Raw genomic sequence first — 13,898 nt, forward strand, 5'->3', positions numbered from 1 at the left:
GCCGGTCAGCCCGTCCCGACGTCGAGGATCTTCTCCCGCATCGCGTAGACCACGGCCTCCATGCGGGAGTGGAGCTGAAGTTTCTCCAGGATGTTCCTGACGTGGTTCTTCACCGTGTTCTCGCTGATGAACAGGTCCTTGGCGATGTCGCGGTTGTTCTTGCCGGTGGCGACGAGCTTGAGGACCTCAAGCTCGCGGTCGGTCAGCTTCGGCGCGGGCAGCAGGCGGCGGTCGTCGGTGCGCTGGATCATCGACTTGAACTCGGTGAGCAGCTTGGCGGCCATCGACGGGCTGATCTGCGACTGCCCGTCGGCCACGGCACGGATGGCCGCCGTCACCTCGTCGGTGGAGATCTCCTTGAGGAGGTAGCCGGTGGCACCCGCCTTGATGGCGTCGTAGAGGTCGGCCTCCTCGTCGCTGATGGTCAGCATGATGATCCGCGCGCTGGGCGCCACCTCCTTGATGGCGGTGCACGCCTCGATGCCGCCGCGCCGGGGCATGCGCACGTCCATCAGGACGACGTCGGGCAGCAGGTCGGCCGCCTTCTCGACGGCTTCCGCGCCGTCCCCCGCCTCGCCGACGACGCGGATGTCCTCCTCGTGCGCGAGCACGATCTCCAGGCCGCGGCGGAACAGTTCGTGGTCGTCCACGACGAGGACGCGGATGGGTTCCGGGGCGCCGTCCCCGGGTGGCGCGGCGTCCGACGGCGCCGCCTCGTGGCCGGTCCGCCCCCGCGGCATCCTGGGTCCGAAAGTGTCCGCCATCGCTGCTCCCCCTGCTGCCGGCCGCCTGTGTCCACCACACTCGGCGACCCCATGATTCCATGGCGGCACCCCCGGCCGATCGGTGATCGGCCGGGGGTGCCGCGTGGACACGGCGGGGTGGGCTCAGCCGCCGAGCGAGCCTCCCGCGCCCTGCGGCGGGATACGGTCCGACAGGTCGGTGACCAGGTGCATCACGCCGTAGTCGTAGGCGAGCCTGCGGTAGACGACGCTGGGACGTCCGCTCGCGGAGTCCACGAAGAGGTAGAAGTCGTGGCCGACGAGTTCCATCTCGTACAGCGCCTGTTCGAGCGTCATGGGCGCGGCGGTGTGCGTCTTCTCGCGGACGACCAGCGGACCGTCGCCCTCGACGAGGAGCGGACCGACGCGGTGCACGGGGGACACGTCCGTCTCCTCCTCGGCCGGGGCGGGACGGCCGTCGCCGGTGAGCACGGCGGCCTCGGGGACGACGTCGAGGACCTCGCTCGCCGGGGTGCGGTCACGTCCGCGCCGGCAGCGGCGCTTGTCGTGCTGCCTGCGCAGCCGGGACTCCAGCTTCTCGACGGCGCGGTCGAGGGCGCCGTACGGGTCGGCGGCCGACGCCTCCGCGCGCACCACGGGGCCTCGGTGCCGCAGCGTGATCTCCACCCGGTCGGAACGGTCGGCCTGCCGCGGGTTGTGCTCCTTGGACACTTCCACGTCCAGGCGGGTCACCTTGCCGTCGATCTTCTGGATCTTGTCCAGCTTGAGCTTCTCGGCGACGTGCCGCCGGAATCGCTCCGGCACCTCTGTCTTGCGGCCCTTGACGACGATGTCCACGCAAACTCCGTTCCCGGAGGTGCTCGACCGCGTCCGCGGCGCGCACCTCCATTGGTGCACCGAGGCCGACGGGCTGCTGTCCGTGAACCCCCGTCGGCGTTGCATCGGGGTTGTGTTCCCCACCTTCTCCCCCGGGACCGAGATCAACATCCCCCCTGTTTTCCGTGAACGCGTGGGGAAAACGGGGTGGCATCGCGGGGAAAGCATCCGCGACCCGAAGGGGATGCGCGAGAATCCGGTCGATCCTCGCCCTCCTGTCCGAAATTACGGGAGAAATCCGCTTTACCACCTCTTCGCCCTTATGAAAGACTTACGCGTTTTGCTGTTGTTTCAGCCCTATACCCGTTTCCGGGAAGTCCGAACCTCCTTTTTCCCGGCCGTCCCCACCGCCCCACCGGAAGGGGCCGCGACCACCGCGGCGCCCCACACAACTGCCCCGGCCGCGCGGACGGTACGCGCCGCCTCGGCGAGAGAAGCGCCGGTCGTGATGAGGTCGTCCACGAGGACCACCCGCTCCCCCGGCGCGAGAAGCCCGGGGCGGACCCGATGCGCGTCCGCGAGATTGGCGGCCCTGCGCTCGGCGGTCAGCCCGGACTGATCGGCGACCCCCCGCCGCTGCCGCAACGCGGGGCTGACCCTGACCGCACGGCCTTCCGCGCGTAGCCGCCCCGCGGCGGCCGACGCCATACGCCGCACCGGGTCGTGCCCACGCCGCGCCACCGCTGCCCTGGCCGACGGCACCGGGACCAGCACGACCGGCCCTCCGGCGGCGTCGCACGCCGCGGCAACGCCGACGGCCAGGGCGCGCCCGAGCGGCGCCGCGAGTATCAGGGCGCCCCGCTCCTTGTGGGCGAGCAACACGGCCCTCACCCGGTCGGCGTAGTGCGCGACGGCGTACACGTCCGGCAGCCCCGGCGGCGCGGCGGCCGTGCGCACCGCGAAGGCCGGGCCGCCCCACAGCGCGTCGGCGCAGTCGGCGCACAGCCCCGCCCAGCCGCCCCCGCAGCCGGGACACGGCGTGGGCAGGAACAGTGACGTCATCTCCCGCCACCAGACCCTCAGTAATCTCCCCATGCACCAACAGTGACACACGGTCACGTTCCGTGGCCATACGCCGAAAGTTGTCAGTCTTCCGGGAGGAGAGCGCGCGCGCCGAGGTTGGCCGGTCAGCCCGGGTAGACCGGCGCCGCTCCCGTGTCGATCTTCTTCCACTGCGCCCCGTCCGACAGCCAGGCGATACCACCGGCCGTCTCGGCGATCAGCGGCTGGCTGCCGTCCTCGGCCGCCGCGACGCCGGTCGCGTCGTTCAGCCCGGGCACGGAGGGCGTGTTCGCCGTGGAGCCGTCGGTCCGCACGTACATCAGCTGCTCGACGCCGTCCTCGGGGCGCCCGACCACGACGAGACGGCTGCCACCGGCCCAGGAGACGGCCGCCACGTCGGCCAGCTGCGGCGCCACCGGCCGCAGGTCGCTGACCGCCACGACGACGCCGTCCGGCCCGTCCGTCCGCTCGACCCGCCCGAGCTGCAACGACTTCTCACCGTCGCGCCCGCTGATCAGCATGGCGATCCGCACCCCGTCGGCGGCGACCCGCAGCGAGTCGATCCGCTCCCCGGGCCGCAGCCCGTCCACGGGCACGGTCACGGGCTCGCCGCGCCCGCCGTTCAGCCGCACCAGCCGCGGCTCGTCCGCGCCCCGGTCGGCCACCCACAGGTCGCCGAGCCCGTCCCAGCTCGGCGCGCCCAGACCGCCGCCCTCGCCCGGCGTGCCCCCGGCCCAGACCATCGCCGGTGCCTCGCCGGAGTCGAGCGACCCCACGTACAGCTGCGTCCCGTCCGCCCCGACCCCCGCGACGGACCGCCCGTCCCTGCTGACCGCGACCGACCGCAGCCCCGGGTTCTCGCCCTCGCCGTCGCCGAGCACGCCCTGCACGGGCCGCGCCTCGCCCGAGTCGGTCACCATGACGAGGCGCCCCTCCTCGTCCAGGAAGTACGGCCGCCCGGTGTCCCCGTCGAGCAGGCCGGGCGCGTGCTCCTCGGCCTCCGCGTCCGTGACCAGGCACAGCCGCCCGCCCGACTCCGTGAGCAGCCGCGCCTCCGCCACCTCGACCGAGGCCACGTTCTGCACCGTGTGCAGCACCTGCGCCGCCATCTCCCGGCAGCGGCTCGGCGGCCAGTCGGCCGGGACGCCCGCGAGCCGCAGCGTCAGGCTCTGCGAGTCGTCCATCTCCACCCCGTCGCCCGCGATGCGCACCCCGGTGGGGAACGCCGAGCTGACGACCGGGTCCAGCCACTCGCTCGGCCCGTCGAGCAGCGCGTTGACCGCCTCGGTGACCGGTTCGATCCAGCGGCGGACGAAGACCGGGTCGGCCACCAGCACGTCACCGCCGTGCTCCACCCGGCCCGACTCCGCCTTCAGATCCGCGTAATAGAACGTGTTCACGGAGCGGTAGATGCGGCTGAAGTCCGCCTCGCCCATGACCAGCCCGTCCGGCAGCCCGTCGATCCGCCACTGCCCGTCCACCCGCCGCAGCTGGAACGACGCCTCGTAGTCCCCCGACCGTGGCGTGTACACGTGCGCCTCGTTGACCGTCGCCATCCGCGTGCCGCTCAGTGGTACGCGCTGCGTCTCCTCGCCGTCCGCCCCGTCCGCCTGCTCCGCGTCCCCGCCGACCGGCCCGACCTGCGGCCCGTTGGCCAGCACGGCGGTCCCGCCGAACGGGTCCCACTGCTCGCGCCGCTCCGGCGTCAGATACTGCTTGGCCGTCCCGAACTCCGGCTCGTCACTCGTGATGGCCTCAAGGAACCCGCGCACGATCTGCGTCGGCGAGTCGTCCTCCTCCGGCGGCACCGCCCAGACGCGGACCCCCTGCGTGTCGTTCTCCGACCGCTGCGTGGTCTCCACGCGCTGCACCGGCCCGCTCCCCGGCAGCGAGGCACATCCCGTCGCCACCAGGCCCACGGCCAGCAGCGCGGCACCACGCCGCCAACGCCGGACGCGCGCCCCCCGGCCTTCCCGCTCAGCGCGCATGACCGTCGCCCCCGTACACGTCGTTCCTGTGTGCGTCCCCCGCCGCCCCGTGCCCGTCCGCCACCGCCACGGCCGCCGCTTCCTGCGGCACCTGCTGCTGCGGCAGACCCCCCGCCGCGCGGCGCTCCAGCCCGGCACGCGAGTCCCGCGGCTCCAGTGGCAGCGGCGAACCCCGCAGCGGATCACCCGCCGTACGCGGCAGCGTCAGCCGGAACTGCGCCCCACCGCCCGGCTCGCCCCACGCCTCCAGCCGCCCGCCGTGCAGATGCGCGTCCTCCACCGCGATGGACAGCCCGAGACCGGTCCCGCCCGTCGTCCGCGCCCGCGCGGGGTCGGCACGCCAGAAACGGTTGAACACCCGCTCCGCATCCCCCGTGCGCAGCCCGATCCCGTAGTCACGGACCGCCACCGCCACGGCACGGCCGTCCCGGCCCGCCGCCAGGCGGACCACCACGTCGCGGCCCTCCCCGTGCTCGATGGCGTTGACGACGAGGTTGCGCAGCACCCGTTCGATACGCCGGGGATCCACCTCGGCCACCACGGGCCGCGACGCCCCCCGCACCAGCAGCCGTCCGCCCTTGCGGTCGGCCAGGGGCTCGGCGCCCTCGACGACACGCTTCACGACGTCCCGCAGGTCGGTCGGCTCCGCCTCCAGCTGGGCCGCCCCCGCGTCGAAGCGGGAGATCTCCAGCAGGTCGGCGAGCAGCGACTCGAAACGGTCGAGCTGGCTCAGCAGCAGCTCCGCCGACCGCGCGGTGGCCGGGTCGAACTCGGAGCGCGCCTCGTGGATGAAGTCCGCCGCCATCCGCACCGTCGTCAGCGGCGTCCGCAGCTCGTGCGAGACGTCCGAGACGAAGCGGCGCTGCATGCGTGACAGCTCCTCCATCTGCTGGATCTTGAGCTGGAGGTTGCGCGCCATCTTGTTGAACGACTCGCCGAGCCGCGCGATGTCGTCCTCGCCGCTGACCTTCATCCGCTCCTGGAGCCGCCCCGCCGCCAGCCGCTCCGCGATCCGCGCCGCCATCCGCACCGGCGTGACGACCTGCCGCACCACGAGCCACGCGATCGCCCCCAGCAGCGCCACGACGAAGACGCCCGCCGTCGCGATCGTCCCGGTCACGAGGCTGAGCGACTTCTCCTCCTGCGCGAACGGGAAGAGGTAGTACAGCTGGTAGGGATTCCCCTGGTTGTCCACCAGCCGACGGCCGATGACCAGAGCCTTCTCGGTCTGCCCGTCGGGCCGCACGATGGTCCCGTACTGGCGGTGCGTCGCCGCGTCACGGTCGAGCGCCTCCCGCATCTCCCGGCTGACGCTCTGCGTCGGCTGCACGTCCTGCGAGCCGCGCGGCGCCCAGCGCGTCAGGTCCGACTCGCCGGGGAACGGCTTGGACAGGTCGGAGCTGAGCGCGACCACGGAGTAGACGCCCTGCCCGCCGCTCGCGAGCTGGAGCACCATGGAGTTGAGCCAGTTCCGCGAATCGACCGGCTGCCCGTTCCCGGTGTCGGCGGCGTCCGTCGCGAGGTCGAGGGCGACGGAGAAACCGCCCTCCGCCTGGCTCTGCGCCGTCTGCCGCTTCGACTCCAGCAGCCCGTTGCGCACCTGGCCTATCACGACGATGCCCAGCACCACCACGACGGCCAGCGACAGCAGCAGCGTGCTCGCGACGACACGCAGCTGGATGTTGCGCCGCCACAGCCGCATCAGCGACAGCAGCGGCCCACGGGCCCAGCGTCCGAAGATCCGGATGGCGGGCTGCGCCCCGGTCGCCGCCCCCTCGGTCAGCAGCCGGGACCCGTGCCTCCACAGGCGGGTGGGCATCAGCCCGACCCGGCCTTGTAGCCGACACCCCGCACGGTCACGACGATCTCCGGACGCTCGGGGTCACGCTCGACCTTGGACCGCAGCCGCTGCACGTGGACGTTCACCAGCCGCGTGTCCGCCGCATGCCGATAACCCCACACCTGTTCGAGCAGTACCTCGCGCGTGAACACCTGCCACGGCTTGCGCGCCAGCGCCACCAGCAGGTCGAACTCCAGCGGCGTCAGCGAGATCGTCTGGCTGCCCCGCTTCACGGAGTGCCCGGCGACGTCGATCACCAGGTCGCCGATGGCCAGCTGCTCGGGCGCAGGCTCCTCCGACCGCCGCAGCCGCGCCCTGATCCGGGCGATCAGCTCCTTCGGCTTGAACGGCTTGACGATGTAGTCGTCCGCCCCCGACTCCAGACCCACGACCACGTCCACCGTGTCGCTCTTCGCCGTGAGCATGACGATCGGCACGCCGGACTCGCCGCGGATCAGCCGGCACACCTCGATGCCGTCCCGCCCCGGCAGCATCAGGTCGAGCAGCACCAGGTCCGGCTTGATCTCACGGAACGCGGCCAGCGCCTTGTCACCGTCCGCCACGAACGACGGGTCGAAGCCCTCCCCGCGCAGCACGATGCCCAGCATCTCCGCCAGAGCGGTGTCGTCATCGACGACGAGTACGCGTCCCTTCATACCTTCATCATCCCATCCCCTGCTCAGGACCCAGCCGTACGTGTGCGGGAACACAGTGCGGCAAGACTCCCACGGTCCACGGACGACACCACACCCTCCTCGGTCACGATCGCGGTCACCAGCCCGGGCGGCGTCACGTCGAAGGCCGGGTTGTACGCCTGCGCCCCCACCGGCGTGACCGACACCCCGGGCCGCAGCTCCGTCACCTCGTGCGACGCCCGCTGCTCCACCGGGATCGCGGCGCCGTCCTGCGTCCCGAGATCGACCGTGGACGTCGGCGCCACCACGACGAACGGCACCCCGTGGTGCCGCGCCAGCACGGCCAGCGGATACGTGCCCACCTTGTTCGCCACCGCCCCGTCCGCCGCGATACGGTCCGCCCCCACCAGCACCGCGTCCACCTCCCCCGCCGCGAACAACGACCCCGCCGCCGCGTCCGCCAGCACCGCGTACGGCATCCCCGCGCGCGCCGCCTCGTACGCCGTGAGCCGCGCGCCCTGGAGCAGGGGGCGCGTCTCGTCCACCCACAGACGCCGCAGCTCCCCCTCCCGGTGCACCCGCCGCACCACCGCGAACGCCGTCCCCTCACCACCCGAGACGAGCGCCCCGGTGTTGCAGTGCGTGAGCAGCCGGTAGCCGCCGCCGGGCAGCAGCTCCCCCAGCAGGTCACGCCCCAGCTCCGCCATCCGCTCGCTCGCCTGCGCGTCCTCCCGGTGCAGCGCCCGCGCCTCCGCCAGGGCCGCCGCGGCGCCTCCCGCGCGGTACGCCTCCGCCGCCCGCCGGACCCCGTACGCCAGGTTCACCGCGGTCGGCCGCGCACCGGCGAGCTGCTGCGCCGCGTCCTCCACGTCGTAGCCCCGCGCGGCGGCCAGCGCGACACCGTACGCACCGGCGAGCCCCAGCAGCGGCGCCCCCCGCACCACCAGGGACTGGACGGCCGCGACGAGCCCCGGCACATCGGTGACGACGAGTTCCTCCTCCGCCCCGGGCAGACGTGTCTGGTCCAGCAGCACGAGGACGGGTCCGTCCGGCGGTTCCGCCCAGCGCAGGGCGGAGAGTCGGTGATCAGCCATTGGCCCAGTCTGCCCGCAGGACCCCGACGAGAGAAGGCAAGCCGCAGGGAGCGCCGCGCACCGGGGCGGCGTCATGGCACGATGGGCGCCAACGACTTGACTCGAACATTGCTGAACGAGGTGACAGCGTGAGCGACTCGCCGGGTTGGGCTCCACCCGGGTCTCCCCCACCGGAAGACGGCCCCGAGGGCCGCTCACCCGCCGACCCCTCCGCACCGCAGCAACAGCCACAGCCCACCCCGCCCCCGCAGGCCCAGCAGCCGCAAGGCTGGGGGCAGCAGCCCCAGGGCTGGGGCCAGGCACCCCAGGGGTGGGGCCAGCCGACGCAGGGCTGGGGGCAGCAGGCGCCGCAGCAGTGGGCCTCCCCCGGCTGGCAGCGCGCCGCGTTCGCCGCCAAGCCGGGCGTCATCCCCCTGCGCCCCCTCGGCGTCGGCGAGATACTCGACGGCGCGGTCTCGACCGCCCGCAGCTACTGGCGCACCGTGCTGACGGTCGCCCTCGCCATCGCCGTCCTCACCCAGCTCGTCTCCTCCGTCGGCCTGGCCCTGTGGACCGACGACAGCCCGCTGCTGCTGGACACCGACGACAGCTACACCGACGAGCAGCTGAACGACGCGCTCGGCGACCTCGTCGTCTGGGGCGGCACCACGGCCCTCGTCAGCCTCCTCGGCAGCGTCCTCGCGACCGCCATGCTGACGATGGTCGTCAGCCGCGCCGTCCTCGGCCGCCCCGTCACCGTCGGCGAGGCGTGGCGCGACTCCCGGCCCCGCCTGCTGCGGCTCCTCGGCCTGGTCCTGCTCATCCCGCTGATCGCGTGCGGTGTGCTGATCGTGCCCGTCGCCGTCGGCATCGCGACCGGCAACGCCCCGGTCACGGTCCTGCTCCTCATCGGAGGCGTCGTCGTCGGGATCTGGCTGTGGATCCAGTTCTCCCTGGCCGCGCCCGTCCTGATGCTGGAACGCCAGGGCGTCACGGCGGCCCTGCGCCGCTCCTGGAAGCTGGTGTCCGGCTCCTGGTGGCGCGTCTTCGGCATCCAGCTGCTGATGATGCTGATCCTCGCGGTCGTCAGCGGCATCGTGGAGTTCCCCGTCTCGGCCATCGCCACCCTGGTGACCGGCCAGGACGTCGGGAACGTCCTCGACGGCACGGCCGACCTGACGTGGGGCTACCTGCTCGTCAGCGGCATCGGCGCCGTCATCTCCGCGACCGTCACGCTGCCCATCAGCGCGGGCGTGACCGCCCTCCTCTACATCGACCAGCGCATCCGCCGCGAGGCGCTGGACATCGAGCTGGCCCGCGCCGCCGGCGTCCCCCAGTCCCCCGGGACCTGACGCGGTGCCCCCGCCGCACCTCACCGCCTGGCGGGCGGACGCCCCGGGACCGCCCGTCGGCGCGGACCGGGGCCCGGCCCGTGAGGAGGCCGAGCGCGAGCTGTCCAGGCCGATGTACGAGCGGGGCGAGCCGAGCCCGGTCCGCCGGGCCCTCACCTGGCTGTGGGACAACGTCTTCGGCCTGTTCGACGACCTGGCCGTCCGTACGCCCGGCGGCTGGTTCGGCCTGCTCGTGGTCGTCGTGCTCGTCGCCGCGCTGGTCACCGCCCTGTGGCTGCGGCTGGGCAGTCTCCGCAACGCCGCGGGCCCCCGCGCGGAAGGCGCCCTGTTCACCGACCGCCCCCGTACGGCCGCCGAGCACCGCGCCGCCGCCGACGAGCACGCGCGGGCGGCCCGCTGGGTCCCCGCGGTGCAGGAACGGACGCGGGCCCTCGTCCGCTCCCTGGAGGAACGCGCCCTGCTCGACACCCGCCCCGGCCGCACCGCCACCGAGGCCGCGGGCGAGGCGGGCCGCCACCTCCCCGCACTGGCCGGCGACCTCGTCGCCGCCGCGTCCACCTTCGACGCCGTCACCTACGGCGACAGCCCGGCCGACGCCGCCGACTACGCCCGCCTGACCGAGCTGGACGACCGGGCGGCCCGCACCCGGCCCCGTCTCCCCGCCACGGAGGCGGCCCGATGACCACCACCTCCCCGCCCGCGGAGACCACGGCCGTCTCCCCCACGGCCAAGGCGCTGTGGCGGCGCGGACGCGGCGCGCTCGTCGCCGCCGCCGTCCTGGCCGTCACCGGAATCGTCCTGGCCTTCCTGCAAGACAGCCCCTCCGGCCCCCTCGACCCCCGGTCCGCGTCCCCCACCGGCAGCCGCGCCATCGCCGAACTGCTCGCCGACCGCGGCGTGGACACCCGCGTCGTCACCAGCGCAGCCGAGGCGGCCGACGCCGCGGGCCCCGACACGACCCTCCTCGTCGCCCACCCCGACTCCCTCGGCGACGCCGCGCTCGCCACCCTCCGCGACGCCACGGCGGGCCGCACCGTCCTGCTCGCCCCCACCGCGGTGTCCCTCCCCGCGCTCGCCCCGGATGTGACGGTCACACCCTCGTCGTCGGCCGCGAGCACCCTCTCCCCCGACTGCGGCTACGAACCGGCCCGCCGCGCGGGCACGGCGACCCTCGGCGGCGTCGGTTACACGGCGGGCCCCGACACCGACCCGAGCGTCGGCTGCTACCCCTTCGTCGGCGCCCCCACCCTGCTCGTCATCTCCCACGCCACGAGCGACACCATCCTCCTCGGCACCCCTGAGGCGCTGCGCAACGACCACCTCGCCGACGAGGGCAACGCCGCGCTGGCCCTCCAGCTCCTCGGCGCCCACCCCGACCTCGTCTGGTACCTCCCCTCCGGCGGCGAGGCCGCCGCGGCGGGCGGCGACGAGACGTTCACCGACCTGATCCATCCCGGCTGGCGCTGGGCCGCGCTCCAGCTCGGCATCGCCGCCGCGCTGGCCGCCCTGTGGCGCGCACGCCGCCTCGGCCCGGTCGTCACGGAGCCGCTGCCCGTCGTCGTCCACGCCGCCGAGACGACCGAGGGCCGCGCACGCCTCTACCACCGCACGGGCGCCCGTGACCGCGCCGCCGACGCCCTCAGGACGGCCGCCCGCGGCCGGCTCGCGCCCCTCGTCGGCCTGCCCCGCCCGGCGGCGGACGGCGTCGTCGAGCTGACCGAGGCCGTCGCCGCGCACACCGGCGACCCGGCCCCGGCCGTGCACCACCTGCTCTTCGGCCCGCCACCGGCCGACGACACCGGCCTGATCCGGCTGGCCGACGACCTCGACGCACTGGAACGCCGCGTCGCACCTGACCACGCGCATCCGAGAAGCAAGGACCGCCCGCAGTGACCGTGACCGCACCGACAGACGCCGCCCCAGGCGACCCCCGCGCCGCCCTCCAGGCCCTCCGCGCCGAGATCGGCAAGGCCGTGGTCGGGCAGGACGCCGCCGTCACCGGCCTGGTCGTCGCCCTGCTCTGCCGGGGCCATGTCCTCCTCGAAGGCGTCCCCGGCGTGGCGAAGACGCTGCTCGTCCGCACGCTGGCGAGCGCCCTCGACCTGGACACGAAGCGCGTGCAGTTCACCCCTGACCTGATGCCGAGCGACGTGACCGGCTCCCTGGTGTACGACACGCGCAGCGCCGCGTTCTCGTTCCGCCCCGGCCCGGTCTTCACGCACCTCCTGCTCGCCGACGAGATCAACCGCACCCCGCCGAAGACCCAGGCGTCCCTGCTGGAGGCCATGGAGGAACGGCAGGTCACCGTCGAGGGAACCGCGCGCCCCCTGCCCGACCCGTTCATGGTCGCCGCCACGCAGAACCCGCTGGAGTACGAGGGCACCTACCCCCTCCCCGAGGCCCAGCTCGACCGCTTCCTCCTCAAGCTGGTCGTGCCCCTGCCGAGCCGCGACCAGGAGATCGACGTCCTGGCCCGGCACGCCGCCGGGTTCGACGCGCGCGACCTCGCGTCCGCCGGTGTCCGCGCGGTCGCGGGCGCCGCGGAGCTGGCCGCCGCCCGCGCGCAGGTCGCCGAGGTCACCGTCGCCCCCGACATAGCGGCCTACGTCGTGGACGTCTGCCGCGCGACCCGCGAGTCGCCCTCCCTGGCGCTCGGCGCCTCCCCGCGCGGCGCGACGGCCCTGCTCGGCACGGCCCGCGCCTGGGCCTGGCTGTCGGGCCGCGCCTACGTCATCCCTGACGACGTGAAGGCCCTCGCCCTGCCCACGCTGCGGCACCGCGTGCGGCTGCGGCCCGAGGCGGAGATGGAGGGCGTGACGGCGGACGGCGTCCTCACCGGCCTGCTCGCGCGCGTCCCGGTCCCCCGCTGATGGCCCTCACGGGCCGCACGGCCCTGGTCGCCGCGTTCGGCGCCCTGGTCGTGGCCGCCTTCCCCGGCTGGAACGGCATCCTGGCGGTCCTCGGCCCGCTGCTGCTCGCCGTGCTGTACGACCTGGCGCGGGCCGCGCCGGTCCGCGCGCTCGGGCTGACGCGTGACGGCGACACGACGGCGCGCCTCGGCGAGGAGGCCGCGATCGTCCTGACCGTCACCAACCCTTCGTCGCGCCGCCTGCGCGGCGAGCTGCGGGACGCGTGGCCGCCCAGCGGCTGGCGCCCTGAGGCGCGGTACGAGGGCGCCCGTCACGGGCTGGACGTGCCGGGCGGCGAGCGCCGCCGCGTGACGACGGTCCTGACACCGGTCCGCCGGGGCGACCACCGCCCGGTACGGGTCACCGTCCGCGCGTACGGTCCGCTGGGCCTGGCGGCGCGCCAGGGCAGCCACGACGTGCCGTGGACCCTGCGGGTGCTGCCGCCGTTCACCAGCCGCAAGCACCTCCCGGCGAAGCTGGCGCGCCTGCGGGAACTGGACGGCAGGACGACGCTCCTGACGCGCGGTGAGGGCACCGAGTTCGACAGCCTGCGCGAGTACGTGCCGGGCGACGACGTGCGGTCCATCGACTGGCGGGCGACCGCCCGGCAGACGTCGGTCGCCGTCCGGACGTGGCGTCCCGAGCGCGACCGGCACCTCCTGCTCGTCCTCGACACGGGCCGGACGTCGGCGGGCCGGGTCGGTGACGCCCCTCGGCTCGACGCGTCCCTGGACGCCGCGCTGCTGCTCACGGCGCTGGCGTCCCGCGCCGGGGACCGTGTGGACCTGCTGGCGTTCGACCGGACGACGCGCGCGTCGGTGCGCGGCAGGTCGGCGACGGACGTCCTTCCCTCGATGGTGAACGCCCTGGCCGACGTGGAGCCCGCGCTGATCGAGAGCGACCCTGGCGGGATGGCGACCGCGGCGCTCGCCGCCGCGCGGAACCGCTCGCTGATCGTCCTGTTCACCGCGCTCGACGCGGCCCCGCTGGAGTCGGGTCTGCTGCCCGTCCTGCCACGGCTGACGCACCGGCACCGCGTGGTCCTGGCCGCCGTGTCCGATCCTCGCGTGGCGGAGATGGGGCGTGCGCGCGGCACGGTGACGGGGGTGTACGAGGCAGCCGCCGCGGCGCGGTACGAGGCAGAGCGCACGCGGCTCGCGGAGCGTCTCACCCGCCTCGGTGTGACGGTCGTGGAGGGCACGCCCGACGCCCTTCCCCCGGCTCTCGCCGACGCGTACCTGGCCCTCAAGGCATCCGGCAGGCTCTGAACAGCGGCCCACGGTTTCCCCGCACACCCGGAGAAGGAAAAGGGTGGCAGCCATTCAACGCAAAAAAATTCAGCCCCGACCGGTAATCCGGTCGGGGCTGAATCCATTATTCAAATAATTGTCCGGCGGTGTCCTACTCTCCCACACGGTCCCCCATGCAGTACCATCGGCGCTGGAGAGCTTAGCTTCCGGGTTCGGAATGTTACCGGGCG

Annotated in this window: 12 protein-coding genes and 1 rRNA gene; 5 read left to right on the forward strand and 8 right to left on the reverse strand. The window is 74.0% G+C overall.

Features of this window, described 5'->3' with window-relative positions; translation table 11 throughout:
- Nucleotides 1-5: 5 nt before the first annotated feature.
- The 7 genes from IF27_RS06640 to mtnA all read right to left on the reverse strand — a co-directional run bounded on the left by IF27_RS06640 (nt 6) and on the right by mtnA (nt 8,178).
- The gene (locus IF27_RS06640) at nt 6-764 is read right to left on the reverse strand and encodes a response regulator (RefSeq protein WP_052848399.1); all 759 of its coding nucleotides are present in this window, start codon (nt 762-764) and stop codon (nt 6-8) included.
- A 123-nt stretch (nt 765-887) separates the two neighbouring features.
- The gene (hpf, locus tag IF27_RS06645) at nt 888-1,580 is read right to left on the reverse strand and encodes a ribosome hibernation-promoting factor, HPF/YfiA family (protein WP_052848400.1); all 693 of its coding nucleotides are present in this window, start codon (nt 1,578-1,580) and stop codon (nt 888-890) included.
- A gap of 336 nt (nt 1,581-1,916) precedes the next feature.
- The gene (locus IF27_RS06650) at nt 1,917-2,621 is read right to left on the reverse strand and encodes a ComF family protein (protein ID WP_420821981.1); all 705 of its coding nucleotides are present in this window, start codon (nt 2,619-2,621) and stop codon (nt 1,917-1,919) included.
- Between the two features lie 125 nt (nt 2,622-2,746).
- A complete protein-coding gene (locus IF27_RS06655) occupies nt 2,747-4,609 on the reverse strand; it encodes an LpqB family beta-propeller domain-containing protein (protein ID WP_110945599.1) in 1,863 nt (620 codons plus the stop codon).
- Nucleotides 4,599-6,428, reverse strand: coding sequence for an MtrAB system histidine kinase MtrB (mtrB, locus tag IF27_RS06660; protein ID WP_110945600.1), 1,830 nt, complete (start codon nt 6,426-6,428; stop codon nt 4,599-4,601). The genes IF27_RS06655 and mtrB overlap by 11 nt, the downstream gene beginning before the upstream one ends.
- The gene (gene mtrA / locus IF27_RS06665) at nt 6,428-7,105 is read right to left on the reverse strand and encodes a two-component system response regulator MtrA (RefSeq protein ID WP_052848402.1); all 678 of its coding nucleotides are present in this window, start codon (nt 7,103-7,105) and stop codon (nt 6,428-6,430) included. Before mtrA ends, mtrB begins: the two co-directional genes overlap by 1 nt.
- A 23-nt stretch (nt 7,106-7,128) precedes the next feature.
- The gene (mtnA, locus tag IF27_RS06670; protein WP_052848403.1) at nt 7,129-8,178 is read right to left on the reverse strand and encodes an S-methyl-5-thioribose-1-phosphate isomerase; all 1,050 of its coding nucleotides are present in this window, start codon (nt 8,176-8,178) and stop codon (nt 7,129-7,131) included.
- A 128-nt stretch (nt 8,179-8,306) separates the two neighbouring features.
- Here mtnA and IF27_RS06675 point away from each other — a divergent pair, with 128 nt between their 5' ends.
- The 5 genes from IF27_RS06675 to IF27_RS06695 are packed head-to-tail and all read left to right on the forward strand — an operon-like array spanning nt 8,307 to nt 13,686.
- Complete coding sequence (locus tag IF27_RS06675; protein ID WP_052848404.1) at nt 8,307-9,509, forward strand: DUF7847 domain-containing protein; 1,203 nt, start codon at nt 8,307-8,309, stop codon at nt 9,507-9,509.
- Between the two features lie 4 nt (nt 9,510-9,513).
- Nucleotides 9,514-10,191, forward strand: a complete 678-nt coding sequence (locus tag IF27_RS06680) for a DUF4129 domain-containing protein (RefSeq protein ID WP_052848405.1) — start codon at nt 9,514-9,516, stop codon at nt 10,189-10,191.
- Nucleotides 10,188-11,402 carry a DUF4350 domain-containing protein gene (locus IF27_RS06685; protein WP_052848406.1) on the forward strand — a complete coding sequence of 405 codons (1,215 nt, stop codon included), beginning with the start codon at nt 10,188-10,190 and terminating at the stop codon, nt 11,400-11,402. Before IF27_RS06680 ends, IF27_RS06685 begins: the two co-directional genes overlap by 4 nt.
- 2 nt (nt 11,403-11,404) lie before the next feature.
- The gene (locus IF27_RS06690) at nt 11,405-12,379 is read left to right on the forward strand and encodes an AAA family ATPase (protein WP_052848467.1); all 975 of its coding nucleotides are present in this window, start codon (nt 11,405-11,407) and stop codon (nt 12,377-12,379) included.
- Nucleotides 12,379-13,686, forward strand: a complete 1,308-nt coding sequence (locus IF27_RS06695; RefSeq protein ID WP_052848407.1) for a DUF58 domain-containing protein — start codon at nt 12,379-12,381, stop codon at nt 13,684-13,686. The genes IF27_RS06690 and IF27_RS06695 overlap by 1 nt, the downstream gene beginning before the upstream one ends.
- A gap of 120 nt (nt 13,687-13,806) precedes the next feature.
- Here IF27_RS06695 and rrf read toward each other — a convergent pair.
- A 5S ribosomal RNA gene (rrf, locus tag IF27_RS06700) occupies nt 13,807-13,898 on the reverse strand; the annotation flags it as partial.

The organism is Streptomyces avicenniae (assembly GCF_000719135.1).
GTDB lineage: Bacteria > Actinomycetota > Actinomycetes > Streptomycetales > Streptomycetaceae > Streptomyces > Streptomyces avicenniae.

Bases quoted from the DNA above. Each gene is read 5' to 3' on its own strand.
- mtrB (WP_110945600.1), bottom strand. From the start codon at position 6,428: ATGCCCACCCGCCTGTGGAGGCACGGGTCCCGGCTGCTGACCGAGGGG.
- IF27_RS06650 (WP_420821981.1), bottom strand. From the start codon at position 2,621: ATGACGTCACTGTTCCTGCCCACGCCGTGTCCCGGCTGCGGGGGCGGC.
- IF27_RS06695 (WP_052848407.1), top strand. From the start codon at position 12,379: ATGGCCCTCACGGGCCGCACGGCCCTGGTCGCCGCGTTCGGCGCCCTG.
- IF27_RS06640 (WP_052848399.1), bottom strand. From the start codon at position 764: ATGGCGGACACTTTCGGACCCAGGATGCCGCGGGGGCGGACCGGCCAC.
- mtrA (WP_052848402.1), bottom strand. From the start codon at position 7,105: ATGAAGGGACGCGTACTCGTCGTCGATGACGACACCGCTCTGGCGGAG.
- IF27_RS06655 (WP_110945599.1), bottom strand. From the start codon at position 4,609: ATGCGCGCTGAGCGGGAAGGCCGGGGGGCGCGCGTCCGGCGTTGGCGG.
- IF27_RS06685 (WP_052848406.1), top strand. From the start codon at position 10,188: ATGACCACCACCTCCCCGCCCGCGGAGACCACGGCCGTCTCCCCCACG.
- mtnA (WP_052848403.1), bottom strand. From the start codon at position 8,178: ATGGCTGATCACCGACTCTCCGCCCTGCGCTGGGCGGAACCGCCGGAC.